The organism is candidate division KSB1 bacterium, assembly GCA_022562085.1.
In the GTDB taxonomy this organism is placed as follows: domain Bacteria; phylum Zhuqueibacterota; class Zhuqueibacteria; order Oceanimicrobiales; family Oceanimicrobiaceae; genus Oceanimicrobium.
This window is the reverse complement of record JADFPY010000066.1, coordinates 1-16,729: the sequence shown is the minus strand read 5'-3', so window position 1 is coordinate 16,729 and position 16,729 is coordinate 1. Positions and strand designations below refer to the sequence as shown.

The window sequence follows — 16,729 nt, the reverse complement described above, 5'->3', positions numbered from 1 at the left end:
CCCATTTTTGGTAAGTCACATGCAGCACTGAGCCGTCCTGGATATTCGTTCTTTCGCCAATCCGGATTTGATGGACATCTCCTCTGATGACACTGTTAAACCAAACACTCGAATCTTCGCCGATTTCAACATCGCCGATCACGGCGGCATTTGGCGCAACAAAAACAGATTTGGGAAGTTTTGGGGTGGCGTTTTTGTAAGTGTAAATCACGGGTGGGCTTCCTTTTAATAGATATCATTTCAAATCGCCTTTAGGCGAACGAGAAATCTAGCCTTTAAAATGACATTTATGGGGTTGTTATTTTGAGTTGATTCCCAATTTTCACCCCTCGCACAATCGCTTCAGCAATCAAATTAGCTGCGACTGAACCCAGGGTCATAACATTTCCCGATGCCTCACCGACGGACAAACAAAAAACCAGATCGCCGTCAAAAGGGGTGTGTGCCGGGCGAGTCGCCCGGCTTAACCCGTCCTGGGCCATTTGAGCAACTTTTATACATTCTTCCTTGGTTAACTTTGCGTTAGTGGCAACCACACCCAAAGTGGTGTTGGTTGGCGTTTGAAAAGGCTGTATTTGATTTTCTTTCAAATATTTTTCCGAGTTTAAAAACTCGCCGCTTGCTGTTTTTGCACCGGCAATTATCTCGCTGTTACTCGGATCGACGACGTCGCCAAAAGCGTTCACAACCACCAACGCTCCAAGATAAATATCCTCGCCGATTTTTTCACAGCAGGTCCCGACTCCGCCTCTCATGCAGCGTTCAGGTCCGAGTACCTTGCCCACAGTTGCACCCCGGCCAACTCCTACTCTCCCCTCCTTAGGATGCTCACTGCCAGCATTCATCGCCGCCTGATACCCCATCTCTTTATCTGGTCGAACTTTTGGGTCGCCTTCACGCAGATCAAAAATGACCGCTGAGGGAACGATAGGAACTTTTGTAACTCCCACGTCAAAGCCGACACCCTTTTCTTCAAGATACTGCTGAACCCCTCCGGATGCATCCAAACCAAAAGCGCTTCCACCGGTCAGCAGGACTGCGTGAATCTTAGGAACCAGACGCACCGGTTTTAAAGTCTCGACCTCTCTGGTACCCGGCGCAGATCCGCGAATATCGATGCCGGCGACCGCGCCATTTTCGGGAATGATGACAGTACAACCGGTTTTGGCCGAATCATTCTGTGCATGACCCACCCGAATTCCGGGAACATCACAAATCGATTTTAGTTGGGAAGCCATTTTGGCTGGATTAGCTGTTATTCTTGCTTTCGTGAGTTCTGAAGAACTGAAATCGTCTCATAAAAGGAATTTTTTTGGAGGGAACTTCAAGGATAAGGCTATTATCATTAAAAAAGAAAAGGTCGCCAATTTTGAGCCCAATTGACCGGCGCAACGGTTTCCAGTTGTCGCGATAGGCGTAGGGGTCAATTTTTGTGCCTTCCCTGCCTTTCGTTACCAGGCGAACTCTTTGCGGGTATTCTCTGTTGATCATGAAAGGAGAGTGGGTGGTGAAAAGAAGCTGATTTTTAATCGCCAGGTCTTCCATGACTTTTGTCAGATCTTTTTGGCCGGAAGGATGCAGATGAATCCCCGGCTCATCCAAAAGAAAAACAAATTCATTGGCTTTAGCTTCAAAAGTCTGGGCGATAAAGTTAATATAAAATGACAGGTACCAGCGAAAACCAAGACTGCGCGATTCCGGCGTGTCGTAAACAGTGGTGCCGTCGGAAATATCGACGTACAAAACGTTGCCGTTAACGTTGAGCTTGATCTCAATGGTCGGTTCCTGAGACCAAACCCGCCGGATTTGCTGGGTGATTAACCGGCCGGCTTCTTCACTCGCTCTGCGGCCCCTGGTGGAATCCTCGAAAATCAGATCGAAATTATTGTGTAAGCCCCCTATCCGAAGTAAGTTTCGCTCGGTCGTATATTTTTTATCGCCATTATAGAGAGTTTCCAGTTCGACGCGATTCTTGAGCAGGGAGATATTGTCAAAATAGAGCAGCTTGGGCAGGTGGTCAAGGAATTTCTTCATGTTGGTAACTGGGACTTCTTCGTTATTTAAATAAAGGTGATAATCTGCGGGTTCAGGGCCATCTTTCTTTACAGTAAATTTCTCGATGTCCTTAAATGCCTTGTGGAATGCAATTAGACTTCTTCGATTTTCGCGAGACAGTTGTGAAAACTCCAAAGTTATCTCGGGACATTTTCCCTGGTAGTAGTAATCTGAGTATTGGCAAGTGTGATGATTAGTGAAAGGAAAACCGGGTTTAAAAGCTTCCAACGATCTGAGAAGATTGGTTTTTCCGCTTTCATTCGGGCCGATCATAAGCGTGATTTTGGGCTCGATTGGAATGGTAAATTCGAAAATGGAACGAAAAGCTTTGATGTGTGCTTTAGATATTAGCATCTATTTCCGGTTGCTTTAAAAAGAGAAAATCCGGTGTCGCTACAACATAACACAAAATCGACCCAATATAAACAGGAAAAATAAGCGAAACAAGGGAAATTTGAAACAGAAGAGATAATAAAGCCCGAAAATACTTACTCATCCCCGGCTTTTGGTTAGCGTCTGATTTTATTAAGCAAACCTATTCTTGAACTTCTTCTGTTTTAGGCTTTTGCTTATTCTTGTTTTTACTGGCTTTGATTCTTTTACGGCTGACCTCAGTAAAATCTAATTCGTCGCCTTTTTTCTTAACCAGAATCTGGCTTCCGTCCCTGAATTTGCCCTTCAGGATTTCTTCTGCGATTGGATCCTCAATAAACTTCTGGATAGTTCTTCTCAGCGGCCTGGCACCATACATCGGATCAAACCCGTGTTCTGCCACAAATTCCTTGGCGCCTTTGGTAAGCTCAATTTCAATTTCGCGATCTTGAACTTTGTCGAGCATTTCATCCATCACGATATCTACGATTTGAACCATGTGCTTTTTGTCCAATGAATGAAAAACAGCAATCTCATCAACACGGTTAATGAATTCCGGGTTGAACAAACGCTTGACTTCGTCCATTATCTTGCTGCGCATCACATCGTAGTCAATTCCGTCAGCGTCTGCCGAAAAGCCAATACCTGAGCCTTTCCTTATCTCTCTTGCCCCGATATTCGAGGTCAAAATCAAAATTGTATTCTTGAAATCGACTTTCCTTCCAAGGCCGTCGGTTAGTTGGCCATCGTCCAGAATTTGCAGCAAAATATTAAAAACATCGGGGTGCGCTTTCTCGATTTCGTCAAATAAAACCACTGAGTAAGGATGCCGCCTAACTTTCTCCGTCAGCTGGCCGCCTTCTTCATAGCCGACATACCCGGGAGGCGGGCCGGTCAACCTGGAGACTGAAAATTTCTCCATGTACTCAGACATGTCAAGTCTAATCAGCGATTCATCGTCCTCGAAGAGGTACCGCGAAAGTTCCTTGGCGAGCTGTGTTTTACCAACTCCGGTCGGCCCTAAGAAAATAAAAGAACCGATCGGCCGATTGGGATCTTTGAGTCCGGCTCTTGTTCTTCGAATCGCTTTGCTTAAAATATGTACGGCGTCGTCCTGACCCACAATATGCTTTTTCAGCTCTTCTTCCATCTGCAAGATTTTGTCGGACTCGGATTGGGCGACCTTCATCACCGGAATACCCGTCATCATGGAAACAACTTCAGCAATATCATCTTCGGTGACAGTGGCAAGGAACTCATCCTCGGTATCTTTCCAACGGCGTTTGGCTGCATCTAATTTTCGATTCAGTCTTTTTTCCCGGTCTCTTAAAACAGCGGCGCGCTCAAATTCCTGCTCTTTGATAACAGAATCTTTCTCTTGCTTAACTTCCTTAATCTCCTCTTCAAAATCGGTGATCTCTTTGGGGACCACGATATTCGCTAAATGCACACGCGCACCGGTTTCATCTAAAACATCAATCGCTTTATCCGGCAGGAAACGATCTGAAATATAGCGTTCAGATAATTTCACTGTTGCAGTAATTGCTTCTTCAGAATATTTAACTTTATGATGCTGTTCGTACCTTTCCTGAAGGCCCTCAAGTATCTTTAGCGTCTCAGCCGGTGAAGGCGGATCTACCATGATTCTTTGGAAACGTCTTTCGAGGGCGCCGTCTTTCTCAATGTATTGGCGGTACTCATCTAACGTCGTCGCGCCGATACACTGAAGCTCGCCGCGAGACAGAGCAGGTTTAAACATGTTCGAGGCATCCAGGGAACCCGAGGCGCCACCGGCGCCAACGATTGTGTGTAACTCGTCAATAAATAAAATCACATCCTTTGCTTTCTGCAGCTCAGTCATGATGGCTTTCATTCTTTCTTCGAATTGACCGCGATATTTTGTGCCTGCCACAATTGCACCCAAATCTAAAGTAACCAACCGTTTGTTATGAAGAATTCTTGGAACCTTTCGCTCAATTATCCTTAACGCTAAACCTTCTGCAATCGCAGTTTTTCCAACACCCGGCTCGCCAATTAAGACGGGATTATTTTTCTTTCTTCGGCTGAGGATTTGCGCCACTCTTTGAATCTCATTGTCTCGCCCGATAATCGGGTCGAGCTCGCCTTTGCCGGCCAGCTCGGTAAGATCGCGGCCAAAATGGTCAAGCGCTGGAGTCTTGGATTTTGGTGGGCTTGTTTCACGGCTTGTGGGAGCGCCGCGCAGAATATTTTCCAATTCTTCACGCACGGTGTCGTAGGTGACGTCAAAGCTCATCATTACTTGGGCAGCAACACCGTCTTTCTCTTTGACGAGGGCCAAAAGTAAATGCTCTGTGCCGATGATGTCGGATTTATATTTTTCAGCTTCGACATACGCCATCTTCAATATTTTTTCTGCCCGTTTCGTGAATGGAATGTTACCGATAGTCATGGTTTCACCGGAAGACTTGATCGAGTCTTCAACAGAGCGTTTAATTTCGTCTAAGTCACACCCTAAATTGCGCAGAATTTCTACAGCGATTCCCTCGCCCTCCCGAATCAATCCAAGAAGCAGATGTTCAGTGCCAATATAATCGTGACCGAGCCGCAACGCCTCCTCACGGGAAAATTGAATGACCATTTGAACTCTACTGGAAAAATTATTTTTCATGTTTCCGACTCCATGACTTTATAAGGTTCAAGTATTCTTCCTATGCTTTAACAAATATTTGGTTAGTACTATTTCACTTAATTTATTCTAAATTTGACAAATTCTCTCTTATAAATTCAGCACGAATGATATCCCGCTCTTGTGCACTTAAATCTTCGTCATAAATTTTTCGCAAATGGGCAGGCTGTACCAAAACCATCAGCTGATTTATTGCAAGCCGGCTGAAATCCTTGATAAATTCTAATTCTCTGCCAAGTCTGAGTGTAGATAAAAGATCCATTGATTCCAACGAACTAATTATTCGCGCATTCTTCAAAATACCTAAAGCCCGAAATACGCTGTCCTCTAATTTTATCGAGTCTTTTTCTAAAAGCTCGTACCTGGCTTTTCTTTCTATTTCAATCAATTTTTTGGCCGTGGCGGTTATGCGCTGCACGACGCTTTCCTCCGTCCTTCCCAAGGTTAGCTGATTGGAAATCTGAAAAATATTGCCGATCGATTCAGTCCCTTCTCCGTAAAATCCGCGCACCGCTATTTCAGAGGTGGGCAATGTTTCCATGACGGAATTTATTTTACCTTGCATCGAAAGAGCAGGAAGATGGACGAAAATCGAAACCCGCAGTCCGGTTCCAAGGTTGGTGGGGCATGCGGTCAAATATCCAAATTTACGAGAATAACTGAAATTCAGGTTTTCCTCAAGCTCATCATCCACAGATCGTATTTTTTTCCAGGCCTGATTTATTTTTAAACCGCCCTCAATACATTGCATTCTCAAGTGATCTTCTTCATTCACCATGATGCTGAGACTTTCCTGAGGCCCGACGACAAGCAACGATGCAGCCTTGCTTTCAATGAACTGCGGACTGGCCAATCTTCTTTCAACAAAATACTTGCAGTCCCATTCCGAAAGTTTTTCTATTTCGACAAAATTCGCTTTTCTTAAACTATGACATTTCTCGCAGGCATTTTTTACTTTTTTTAGTACTATATTTAATTCGCTGTTCGATGCCTGATTCGGAAATGGATATCCTTTAATATTACGAGCCAATCTAATTCGTGAAGAGATGATGATGTCAGAGAACTGGTCTTCCTCAGTCAACCAACTGCCGAAATTCCACAGCAGATCATTAACCTTGCTGGTAGAATTGATCGCTTTTATGGAAACGTTGGTCGATTTTTGTGGCCGAATTCTTTTCTTATGTGATCCAATTTCATTCATCTTAAAATTCCATCATCTACTTTTTCATTAAGTGATGATTGGGCATCTCGAATCATATCCCGCAGTTCCGCGGCCAGCTCAAAGTCTTCATTTGCAACAGCCGCTTGAAGCTCTAACTTTATTTTTTTTAACTCAGAATCATCGATCAAATATCTTTGTGATTTTGGCCGGTTGCCGATGTGTTGGTTACTTCCATGAATGCGTCTTAATATAACATTTAAGTCTTTGCTAAATACTTGGTAGCAAATATCACACCCGAACAAACCGGTCTTTTCGAAAGAATCCCAGGTTAATCCACATGCATCGCATTTCACATCATCATCGGGTTTCGACCGCTTTAAACTGTCCTCTCCCAGCAATTGAGTGATAAAATTACCGAACATTTGAGGCAAAGTAGTCATGGGATTATCAACGCCTTTCTTTTCAGCGCATTCTTTGCAGAGATTCATTGAAATCTTCTTATCATTAATAAGGTAAGAAATTGTCACAGACGCAGAATTAAGATCACACGATTGACACAACATATTACACTATCTGGTTAAATTGTATATTTTTGATACTTCCGTCACAAATCTCAACCACTTTATCAGCATTTTCAGCCAGCTCATGATTGTGAGTGACGATTATTAGTGTTCGTTTATCTTTCCGGCTCAAATTCCACAAGAGCTCATGCAAAGCATCACTGGCTGCCCGGTCAAGATTACCGGAGGGCTCATCTGCGAAAATCAACTTCGGATCGTTCATCAAGGCACGAGCGACGGCGACCCGCTGCATTTCACCCCCGGAAAGCTCTCCCGGCCGGTGGTTCACCCGATGCTCCAACCCGACTTCGGTTAAAAGCGATTTGGCGCGATCGCTAATTCTTTTTTTGGGCTTTCCGGCAATTAAACCTGGCATCATTACATTCTCCAGAGCAGTAAACTCGGGCATCAAATGATGAAATTGAAAAATAAACCCGACAGTGCGATTACGAAAGTCGGCTAATTTCTTTTCATCAAATTTAAAAACATCCGTTCCTTCAATGGTTACGTTTCCTTCGCTCGGTCGATCTAAAGTTCCTAAAATATGCAGCAGAGTACTTTTGCCAACACCGGACGGCCCAACAATCGCAACAATTTGAGCTTGGTTAACTTCTAAATCGATTCCTTGCAGAACAGGAACACTGGTTCTCCCCATCTGATATGTTTTATGCAAATTCTTAGTTACTAAGATCTTACCGTTTTCGCTCATTAGCTTACTCGTAACGAATCGCCTCTACCGGATCCAATTTGGCAGCTTTGCGGGCCGGATAAAATGTCGCCATGAAACACAGGAACAGTGCCGCTAGAGCGATAAATATAAAATCCCTTGCTTTCATTAGAATCGGTAGCGCGCTGATAATATAAACATCCGGAGGCAAAGAAAAAAATTGAAATTTTTCTTGAGCCCAACAAACGACGAATCCAATGATACACCCTAATCCCGTTCCAACCACGCCGCCGATTATTCCTTCAAACATAAAAATTTTCATAATTCCGGACGAGCTCGCACCCATGGATTTCAAAATACCGATTTCTTTGGTCTTCTCAAGAACAATCATAATCAGGGTACTAACGATATTAAAGGCTGCAACTATTATAATCAAGCTTAAAATGATAAACATCCCCCATTTTTCAAGCTGCATCCAGGAAAAAAGATTCTTATTCATGTCAAACCAGGTTATCGCGGCATAAGGATAGCCTAAATGTTCTTTGATTTTAGTCGCCACGTCGTCGGCTTTATTCAAATCATCCAGCTTTATCTCGAGGCCGGATACTTTGTTGCCCATTTCAAATAGACGCTGGGCTTCCCTCATCGAAACGTATGCAAAAACATCATCAAATTCAAATATTCCGGTTTCAAATAATCCAGTCACTTGAAAAGTTCTTAAAGCCGGCATCCTGCTTAGTAATGGAGATATCCCGCTTGGACTTAACAACTGAACCTTGTCACCTAAGTCTGCATTTAATTTATCGGCCAAATACCGGCCCAGCACAATCCCCGGATAAGATTTTGTTCCATTTGTTTTAATTTCACCTACTTCGAAAATGCCGTAAACGATCCGGTCCTCAATATCTGAAACTTGTCCGATCGTTTGAGGATCAATACCTTTTATTGCCGCGCCTGATTTCTTCTTTTTTGCTGTGTAAACTAATGCCTTGTCTTCTATATAAGGAGAAATGCCCGAAATATGTTCAAAGGTTTCAATTTTTTTTGTTATGTTTTTGTAATCTTCAATCCCCTCGTCGTGATAGGTTCTGAGTTCAATGTGAGCGCCAACGCCAATGATTCTCGAACGCACCTCGCTTTCAAAACCGTTCATGATTGACAACACAATGATCAATGCGGCGACCCCAATCATGACACCGATCGTCGAAATGTAAGTAATCAGGGAGATAAACCCGGTCTTACGTTTCGATTTTAAATAACGCTTTGCAATAAAAAATTCGTAAGCCATAGTTATTTATCCTCGGGCCGCATTTGCGGGAAAAAAATCACATCCCGGATTGACGGTTGGTCTGTAAATAACATCGCCAGCCGGTCAATTCCAATTCCCAAACCTGTAGTTGGCGGCATGCCGTATTCCAGCGAACGCAGGAAATCTTCATCCAAGACATGCGCTTTTTCGTCGCCTAATTCGATAAGTTTTTTTTGTGCCATGAACCGCTCTCTCTGATCCAGCGGATCGTTTAGCTCTGAATAGGCGTTGCCAATTTCGCCGCCAAGAATGAAAGGCTCGAACCGCTCGACCAATTTTGGATCATCGCGGTGTTTTTTTGCGAGAGGCGAGAGTTCAACCGGGTAATCTGTTACAAAAATCGGCTGGATCAAATTTGGCTCCACTTTTTCACTGAATATTTCGTCGATTATTTTACCTTCACGCCATGAGGGTTCGACTTCAATATGTAAATCTTTGGCTGCTTTTTTCAAATCTTCAAGACCTTTGCCGTACAGGTTTTTAGCGGTATATTCTTCAATTGCATCAAAAAGGGTTATTCGTTTCCATGGTGGCGTCAAATCGATTTCCCGGCCTTGATTGGAAATCTTCATGTCGCCGGTAACCTCTTTCGCGATGCTGCTGATCATCTCCTCTACCAGCGACATCATCCAATGGTAGTCTTCGAAAGCAACGTAAAGCTCCATCATGGTAAACTCGGGGTTGTGGAAGCGATCCATGCCTTCGTTGCGGAAGTCTTTAGAGATTTCGTAGACGCCGTCGTAACCGCCGACAATAAGTCGTTTTAAATACAACTCATCGGCAATTCGCAGATAAAGCTCCATGTCCAATGTGTGATGATGGGTTACAAAGGGTCGTGCGGAAGCACCGCCATAAATCGGCTGCAAAACCGGTGTCTCAACCTCAAGAAAGCCCTTTCCATCTAAATAATGCCGCATCGAAGAAATAATCTTCGAGCGGGTGACAAACACATCCCTGACTTCCGGATTCACGACTAAATCAACGTAGCGTTGTCGGTAGCGCAGCTCTTTGTCGGCAAACTGATCATAAACGACCTTTTCATCGCCTTCCTGCTTTTCTTTTACAATCGGCAGCGGACGTAAAGTTTTGGACAGCAGCTCGATTTTTGCAGCTTTTATTGTGGTTTCACCAGTGCGGGTTTCGAAAACTTCTCCGGAAACTCCGATAATATCTCCAATGTCTAGGAGATTAAAAACTTCAAAATTCTTATCGCCAATCCGGTCTTTACGAACGTAAATCTGAATTCGTCCCTTTGAGTCCATGACGTGCCCAAAGCAAACTTTGCCATGTCCCCGAATTGCCATAAGCCGCCCGGACACCGAGACTTCTTTCCCTAAATATTTATTCGGCTCATCTAAAATGTTTGTTGAATATTCAGTCCGTTTAAAATTATAGGGATATGGGTTCACCCCAAGCTGCTTTAAACGCCCAAGCTTCTGCAGCCGATGCGACATGATTTGGCTGAGTTTGAGATGTGCAAGTTCTAATTTTTCTTTATTTTCATTCATGTATCTGTTTACGAATAATATCTAAAAACAGTTTTGGAGTTATAATTGAATTCCATGGAAGTTTTTTAAATTCAAAACCTCTTTGTCTAAAGAAATAATAAACGGTCTTTCCTTCCAAAGCAGCGGCTAAAAATATATTATCGATAACATCTTTTTCAATTTTATATACAACAAAGGCGCCCTCAACAACTATACCAATTGTTTCAAGGGCCGTCACAAAATCTTCAATTATTTCTTCGGAAATACCCTTTCTGAGTAATACTTCTATTATTTCTTTAAGAATTTGGGCCGACGTTATTACATCAAAAGAATTTTCTTTTCTCCATTTTCTAATTATTTCATAAGACGCGCCTTTATTTGAAAGATGAGCCGATATGAAACATTTGTATCTATTACCGCACGAATTTTTCGCCCAGTCATTTTACCTATTTTTAAATTCTGCTCTCAACGCAGAAACAGACTTGTCATAATAAGCCCAGACCTCAACTTCTGTCATATCTTTTGCCATTTCTACAGACCGAATCTTAGCTCTTTTTAGAATCTGAGTTACTCAATCTTCCTTTGGTTTTAATTTTTTATCAGAGGTGTCAAAATCAGCCACTCTTTTTTCCAAATTAGACAATCGTGTTTTAAGCTGGTCAACCTCTTCAACAATTTCATCAAAGCCTCTTTGCATTTGCAATAAACCCTTTAAAGATTATATGATTTTTTTGGTCATCTTTCGCTCCACCTCTTCTAGAGACAGCATACTGCCTTCTTCTATATCCTTCAAGCCCTGCTCAATTTTAGATCGTACATAAATATGATATTGAATATCCTCAAATGAAGAATCGTCAGGAAGGGTATCAAGTATCTTCTTTACTTTTTCTTTTGCTGTTTTCATATTCACTCAATTTGTTTTATAAACCCGCGGCACCCTATTCGAAATCAAACAGGTAAATTCATATGGAATGGTATTCAACTTTTCGCAGATTTCGTAAATAGAGATTTCTTCATCTCCTTGAGAGCCAAGAAGCACGACTTCATCTCCGGTCTGAATATCATTTTCCAATCCAATATCAACCATTATGAAATCCATGCAAACTTGCCCAGCTACCGGATATCTTTTTCCTCGAATGAGCACCTCACCCTGATTTGACAGCAATCGGTTATAGCCGTCGGCATACCCCACAGGAACGGTCACGATTTTGGTTTGCTTCCCTGTTTCATAGGTCGAGTCATAACTGATTTTTGCTCCACTTTCGACCTGTTTAACCGCGACGACCTGCGACTTGAAAGACATTGCCGGCTGCAGCGTCAAGCTTTCCGTGGTTCCGGATGACGGATAATAGCCGTACATACTCACTCCGGGCCGAACCATATCAAAATAAGACTCCGGTAAATCTAAAATCGCGCCGCTGTTAGCTGTGTGTTTAAGCGGAATCTGAATATTTCTCATTTCCAGCTCTGTCAACACCTTTTGAAATCGCTGCAACTGTGTTTTCGCAAACGATTTATCCTTTGCATCCGCGGAGGCAAAATGCGTATAAATACCTACAATCTCCACACACCTTAATTCCGAAACCCTGCGTGTAAAATCTAGCGAATCCTGCCAATGAACACCAACTCGCATCATTCCGGTGTCGACTTTTATATGCACCTTCGCGGAGTTACCAAATGCTTGTGCTTTTTTAGAAAGAGCAACTGCTCGTTCCAAATCAAATAAAGTGAGTTCTAAATCATGTTCTAAACAGGTTGCTATGCGGTTTTCGAAAAATCCGCCGAAAACCAAAATCGGAGCGGTTGTATATTTTCGTAATTGGATGCCTTCCTCGATCCTCGCCACACCCAAATATCTAGCATCATTTTCTAACGCAACCCGCGCCACTTCTTTCAATCCGTGCCCATATGCATCGGCTTTTATAACCGCCATAATTTCGGCGGGAGCAACTTTCTTTTTAATTTCCTGTAAATTATGCGCGATGGCACTTAAGTCAATTTCTGCGCACGTTGCTCTAAATGACATTAAACTGCTGCTTTACCTTGCTTTTTCGCCGTGCCGTCCCTGGCCATCAAAAATTCGTGTATAAACGGATCTAAATTACCATCCATGACACTTTGAACATTGCCCGTTTCATAACTCGTGCGGTGGTCCTTGACCATGTTGTAAGGATGAAACACGTAAGAACGTATTTGGCTGCCCCAGGCGATGTCTTTCTTGTTCTTCTCGATCTCGGAAAGCTTCTCGTTTTCTTCTTCCTTCTTTTTTTGATAAAGGTGCGCCATCAAAATTTTCATTGCGGTTTCTTTGTTTCTGTGCTGCGATCGCTCGTTTTGACATTGTGCTACAATTCCCGTCGGGATGTGGGTGATGCGAACCGCGGAGTCGGTCTTGTTGACATGCTGCCCTCCTGCCCCACTCGCACGATAGGTATCGATTCTCAAATCGTTTGGATCGACTTTGATTTCAACGTTATCATCAATTTCGGGATAAACAAAGACCGAAGCAAAAGAGGTGTGCCGGCGGGAGTTGGCGTCAAAAGGAGAAATTCGTACCAGACGATGGACACCGGCTTCGGCTTTCAAATATCCATAGGCATATTTTCCCTTAACTTCTATTGTGACGCTTTTTATACCGGCTTCCTCGCCTCCCTGCAAATCAAGGACCGCATAATTAAAAGACTTATTTTCAATCCACCGAATGTACATGCGCATGAGCATTTGCGCCCAGTCTTGCGATTCAGTACCGCCTGCCCCCGGATGAATGGTCAGCAAAGCGTTGCTCGGATCATCTTTGCCGCCTAACATATTTTGAAATTCTAATTCATCAAGGGTTTGCTTTAACTCATTCAGATCATTTTCGACTTCTTTGAATGTCTCGCTGTCTTCTTCTTCATTAGCGAGGTCTAACAAAACCTCCAAATCAGCTTTTTTCGTTTCTACTTCTTTATATTGCTGAACTTGTTCTTTGTGCCCGCTGATCTCACGCATCACCTCCTGAGCTTTTTCCTGATTGTCCCAGAAACCAGGCGCAGAGGTTATCTTTTCAAGATCTGCAATCGACTTTTCCCGGTTAGGGACGTCAAAGATACACCTTTAAACTTGTAATTCGCTCATGCAATTTTTCTAATTCTTCTTTCAACTCAGTATACATTGGCGACTTCTCCATAAATCGAAATTTCTTAAAAAACACTCAAAAATTAATCAGAAAAGGTACGACAAAAATTCGTTATTGTCAAGCGGTTAGGTCTGGGAATTCAGGCTAATTTCAGACCATTTTTTCAAAAGAAATCAGGCAAGGCGCTTTCACTTTTTTTCTGCAACATTTCCTTATTTTCCCGGATTTCCATTTACCTGACCGAGCTCTTGTTCAATCAATTTGCTAAGACAACTTTCAGTGATCGTCTGCCCTTTTGAACCCACGAGTCTTCCGTTTAGCAGAATTTTGGGCGCGCTGTTTATCCCAAATTGATTGGTTCGTTCTTTATCTGAAAGAACTTTTTGACGATATTTTCCGTTCTGCAAACCCTCGTCAAAAGCCTGCAGGTCAAGCTTTAAGGAAGCTGCCAATTCCCGCAATTTAGCCACAGACAAACCACCTGATTGCTGCGACCTAAACTGCAGCTCGATCATTTCAAGATATTTCCTTTGATCCGCAGCCAGCCAGATGGCTTCGAGTTGCGTTATTGAATAGTTCCAAATCGGGAATGGTTTGAAATAGAACTTCGCTTTGTTCCGATATTTAGCTGCTACCTTTTTTAAAACCGGGTGAAGCTGCCGGCAGTGTGAACAGTTGGGGTCAAAAAGCATAATGAGGGTCACGGGAGATTCCGGATTTCCAATATACGGATCGGTTTGGGAAATCAACTCCTGCCATTTTTCAATCGACGGTGTCGAATCATCGTATGAGCAGGGCGCCATCGCCGTCAAGAAATGCTCATCAATTCTCTCAGCGATCACTTCATTCGCTACCTGGCGAATTTCGTTTGAGTGCGGTGGTCTTAAAAGGCTTGCCGTACCAAGCTTGTTGACAAAAATCAAATCAGTCAGCAGGAGCGCGCCTGCAAAAAAAGAAATGAGCGTAAACCACCCTAACTCCCGGACAACTTTCTCGGGTTCCTGTAAAGTCTCTGGGGCTATTTTTTTTATGATCCGAAAAACCTGTAGTCCGAAAAGCATGATAACCAAAACAGCCGAGGTCATACAAAGCACGCAAAACGCTTTGAGAACAAAAATTTGTACATAAATAAAATACAGAGTGAAAACAAATCCGAGTCCGGTCAGACCAAGTGTTGTTTGCTGAAGTCTCGCTATATTTTTGCCGCTGCCAAAAACGGTTCCAAGGCAAAGTGCACCTACTGAAACATAAAAAAGGAAGCCAAGGATAATATTGTCTACGCCAAAAAATGTTGCGGCCTCGCTTTCAACGACTTCCTGGCATTCCGATGACACAGTTTGCTGAATTTCTGGCTTGGAAAATCCCAGACAACCCTGGTCAAAACCACGCTGTTTCTGAATCCAGAGATGAACGGTGAGAAGAACTCCCAATAAAGCCAGAATGAAAGAAATTCGATTTACCATTTCGACCACATTATAAAAAAATCATAGACATTAGCATTCGTGCGTCAACAGATTTACGAAAATAACGAATGATGATCAAGTTATTTTAAAGAGAATTAGGATCTGTGAATTTTTGGACGGATGCCCCAGGAAGTACCCCGATGGGGTTTGACGATTTTTTTGAAGCGCTGATTTCTATAAATATAGAACCCTAACGGGGTTCAAGTATCGGACTCTCATAGTAGAATTGCACAGGCCAAGGTTTCAGATGCTCAATAACCCCGAAGTGTCGGGGTGGAATATTTATAGCCAATAGAATTTTGAAAACCACAAAACCCCCAAGGGGGTGGCAGGTGGGTTAACCAATCAAGAATCATTACACTAGTTTCCATTCTAATTCTTACTCGAGTTTTAACGAAAGAAGATTTCGGTCTGCTTTCCTTTTTTGGATGATTATTACCTATTTATTTGTTTATGCCTTTCTTGCCAAGATAAATGGGGTAATAGATACGGACTATCTGACGAGAGGATTGAAATCGGTCTTGGATTAACCAATATAAGGCATTGGGTGGCAGCTTTCGCTGGACTCGGTAAGTTTGACTTCGTCAGAATTGGATTTGAGCATAATATCCCACATGATCAGACAATCCCCAAAACTCTTGGGCTAACAAGCCAACGTCAATAACATGAAAAATATCCGGTTGAGTGAAGACATAGTCAATCCTGCAAGCGAAAAAACAACCTAAAAATGTTCCATAACTCTTCACAAGATCTGAGTTTTCATTCTGAACCTGATCGCACGTGTCCAGAAATCTTTCTGTGATTCTTTTTATATATATCGAATTCGGTAACTTATTAAAATCACCCATGATAACTGTTGGAAATGTTTGGTTGTTTGCAAATTCTAAAACATTCTCTATTTGAAGGTTCACTTCTAAAGAGTCAGGGGACGGCGTCAAGTGCGCATTTACAATCGTGATAGACGTACTATCAGAAATCTTAATATCTACCTTAATGCCACCTGCCTGCAATTTGCCCATTCTGTGAATGAGTATCGCGTTTTCAACATCGGTTATTTCATACTTAGATAAAATAGCATTGCCTTCTCCTCCGGTTGCAAACAAGTTCCTGATACGATTTTTTGTCGGTTTACCTGCACCATCCACTCCATAAGCGTAATTCATATTAAGTTTTTTTGCCAGGAATTTTAACTGATTTTTAATCTCTGTGTTACTCCTGTCATCGGCTACTTCCTGAAGGGCAACAAAATCTGCGTCAACCGATTGGATTGACTCGACCAGTCTTAAAAGGTGCTTCTGAGTTGCACCAATAACATCAGGATCCTGGAAATCTTGTCCTGCATTGAATCCCATATGAATGTTATATGTCAAAAATGTATAGAATGATTTTTCTTTTCCCTGGTTAGATAAATTAATATTTCGATAGAAGGCTCTATTTGCTTCTTCGGGGCCTAACAGAGCCAGGTTTTCACAACCCACGATTAAAGTAAATATGATCAATATTAAAATAAACATTTGTTATTCCTCAAAATGCCTGAGTTTTTTTGGGCATGATAAATCTTGGCAACAAATTCAGACATCCTGACCTCATGTAAACTAAAGCTACAGCATTTTGCAAATTAGAGTCAGTTCAGGATTCGGCTAGACTGTTTCAGTATTATTCAAGAGATCACATATCTTTTCCCGGTTGCATTTAGAATAATTATGCCTTAAATTTACTTTACGAACAGGTTATTTCAAAGAACTTTTTTTAATTTTTGAACACCGATTCTATCTTAGTATTGTATGGTACAAATCCCATATAACCTATAATCAACACATTTTCACTTTTTTGCCCACGATGGAGTCAGAATAATCTGAAATTGTTGT

General features: G+C 42.4%; 15 protein-coding genes. All 15 read right to left on the bottom strand.

Going from position 1 to position 16,729, the window contains the following annotated elements; all coding sequences use genetic code 11:
- Positions 1–211 (bottom strand): gamma carbonic anhydrase family protein (locus IH879_08215; GenBank protein MCH7674921.1); only part of this gene is annotated, 211 nt, incomplete at its 3' end.
- 76 nt (positions 212–287) lie between these two features.
- Positions 288–1,238, bottom strand: coding sequence for a P1 family peptidase (locus tag IH879_08210; protein MCH7674920.1), 951 nt, complete (start codon positions 1,236–1,238; stop codon positions 288–290).
- 10 nt (positions 1,239–1,248) lie between these two features.
- Complete coding sequence (locus IH879_08205) at positions 1,249–2,409, bottom strand: AAA family ATPase (GenBank protein ID MCH7674919.1); 1,161 nt, start codon at positions 2,407–2,409, stop codon at positions 1,249–1,251.
- A gap of 181 nt (positions 2,410–2,590) precedes the next feature.
- Positions 2,591–5,077 (bottom strand): ATP-dependent Clp protease ATP-binding subunit, encoded by a 2,487-nt coding sequence (locus IH879_08200; protein ID MCH7674918.1) that lies wholly within the window; start codon positions 5,075–5,077, stop codon positions 2,591–2,593.
- Between the two features lie 82 nt (positions 5,078–5,159).
- The gene (locus tag IH879_08195; protein ID MCH7674917.1) at positions 5,160–6,296 is read right to left on the bottom strand and encodes a protein arginine kinase; all 1,137 of its coding nucleotides are present in this window, start codon (positions 6,294–6,296) and stop codon (positions 5,160–5,162) included.
- Positions 6,293–6,745, bottom strand: coding sequence for a UvrB/UvrC motif-containing protein (locus IH879_08190; GenBank protein ID MCH7674916.1), 453 nt, complete (start codon positions 6,743–6,745; stop codon positions 6,293–6,295). Before IH879_08190 ends, IH879_08195 begins: the two co-directional genes overlap by 4 nt.
- A gap of 76 nt (positions 6,746–6,821) precedes the next feature.
- Positions 6,822–7,526 carry an ABC transporter ATP-binding protein gene (locus IH879_08185; protein ID MCH7674915.1) on the bottom strand — a complete coding sequence of 235 codons (705 nt, stop codon included), beginning with the start codon at positions 7,524–7,526 and terminating at the stop codon, positions 6,822–6,824.
- Between the two features lie 4 nt (positions 7,527–7,530).
- Positions 7,531–8,772 carry a lipoprotein-releasing ABC transporter permease subunit gene (locus tag IH879_08180; protein ID MCH7674914.1) on the bottom strand — a complete coding sequence of 414 codons (1,242 nt, stop codon included), beginning with the start codon at positions 8,770–8,772 and terminating at the stop codon, positions 7,531–7,533.
- Positions 8,773–8,774: 2 nt separating this feature from the next.
- Entirely contained in the window at positions 8,775–10,301 is a 1,527-nt protein-coding gene (gene lysS, locus IH879_08175) for a lysine--tRNA ligase (protein ID MCH7674913.1), read from the bottom strand.
- Entirely contained in the window at positions 10,294–10,677 is a 384-nt protein-coding gene (locus IH879_08170; GenBank protein MCH7674912.1) for a hypothetical protein, read from the bottom strand. Before IH879_08170 ends, lysS begins: the two co-directional genes overlap by 8 nt.
- Positions 10,678–10,998: 321 nt before the next feature.
- Positions 10,999–11,184: a hypothetical protein gene (locus IH879_08165; protein ID MCH7674911.1), complete on the bottom strand. Its 186-nt coding sequence runs from the start codon at positions 11,182–11,184 to the stop codon at positions 10,999–11,001.
- A 6-nt stretch (positions 11,185–11,190) separates the two neighbouring features.
- On the bottom strand, positions 11,191–12,306 hold the full coding sequence (locus IH879_08160; protein MCH7674910.1) for an alanine racemase: 1,116 nt from the start codon (positions 12,304–12,306) through the stop codon (positions 11,191–11,193).
- A protein-coding gene (gene prfB, locus IH879_08155; protein MCH7674909.1) for a peptide chain release factor 2 occupies positions 12,306–13,434 on the bottom strand; the annotation gives its coding sequence in 2 pieces (ribosomal slippage) (positions 12,306–13,364 and positions 13,366–13,434; 1,128 coding nt in all). The genes IH879_08160 and prfB overlap by 1 nt, the downstream gene beginning before the upstream one ends.
- 176 nt (positions 13,435–13,610) lie before the next feature.
- Positions 13,611–14,861, bottom strand: coding sequence for a vitamin K epoxide reductase family protein (locus IH879_08150; GenBank protein MCH7674908.1), 1,251 nt, complete (start codon positions 14,859–14,861; stop codon positions 13,611–13,613).
- Positions 14,862–15,445: 584 nt separating this feature from the next.
- The gene (locus tag IH879_08145) at positions 15,446–16,375 is read right to left on the bottom strand and encodes an endonuclease/exonuclease/phosphatase family protein (GenBank protein ID MCH7674907.1); all 930 of its coding nucleotides are present in this window, start codon (positions 16,373–16,375) and stop codon (positions 15,446–15,448) included.
- Between the last annotated feature and the right edge of the window lie 354 nt (positions 16,376–16,729).

What these genes read in the sequence shown, in the direction of transcription:
- lysS (MCH7674913.1), bottom strand. Translation starts at nt 10,301, where the DNA reads ATGAATGAAAATAAAGAAAAATTAGAACTTGCACATCTCAAACTCAGC.
- IH879_08150 (MCH7674908.1), bottom strand. Translation starts at nt 14,861, where the DNA reads ATGGTAAATCGAATTTCTTTCATTCTGGCTTTATTGGGAGTTCTTCTC.
- IH879_08190 (MCH7674916.1), bottom strand. Translation starts at nt 6,745, where the DNA reads ATGAATCTCTGCAAAGAATGCGCTGAAAAGAAAGGCGTTGATAATCCC.
- IH879_08185 (MCH7674915.1), bottom strand. Translation starts at nt 7,526, where the DNA reads ATGAGCGAAAACGGTAAGATCTTAGTAACTAAGAATTTGCATAAAACA.
- IH879_08165 (MCH7674911.1), bottom strand. Translation starts at nt 11,184, where the DNA reads ATGAAAACAGCAAAAGAAAAAGTAAAGAAGATACTTGATACCCTTCCT.
- IH879_08195 (MCH7674917.1), bottom strand. Translation starts at nt 6,296, where the DNA reads ATGAATGAAATTGGATCACATAAGAAAAGAATTCGGCCACAAAAATCG.
- IH879_08160 (MCH7674910.1), bottom strand. Translation starts at nt 12,306, where the DNA reads ATGTCATTTAGAGCAACGTGCGCAGAAATTGACTTAAGTGCCATCGCG.
- IH879_08210 (MCH7674920.1), bottom strand. Translation starts at nt 1,238, where the DNA reads ATGGCTTCCCAACTAAAATCGATTTGTGATGTTCCCGGAATTCGGGTG.
- IH879_08200 (MCH7674918.1), bottom strand. Translation starts at nt 5,077, where the DNA reads ATGAAAAATAATTTTTCCAGTAGAGTTCAAATGGTCATTCAATTTTCC.
- IH879_08180 (MCH7674914.1), bottom strand. Translation starts at nt 8,772, where the DNA reads ATGGCTTACGAATTTTTTATTGCAAAGCGTTATTTAAAATCGAAACGT.
- IH879_08205 (MCH7674919.1), bottom strand. Translation starts at nt 2,409, where the DNA reads ATGCTAATATCTAAAGCACACATCAAAGCTTTTCGTTCCATTTTCGAA.
- IH879_08145 (MCH7674907.1), bottom strand. Translation starts at nt 16,375, where the DNA reads ATGTTTATTTTAATATTGATCATATTTACTTTAATCGTGGGTTGTGAA.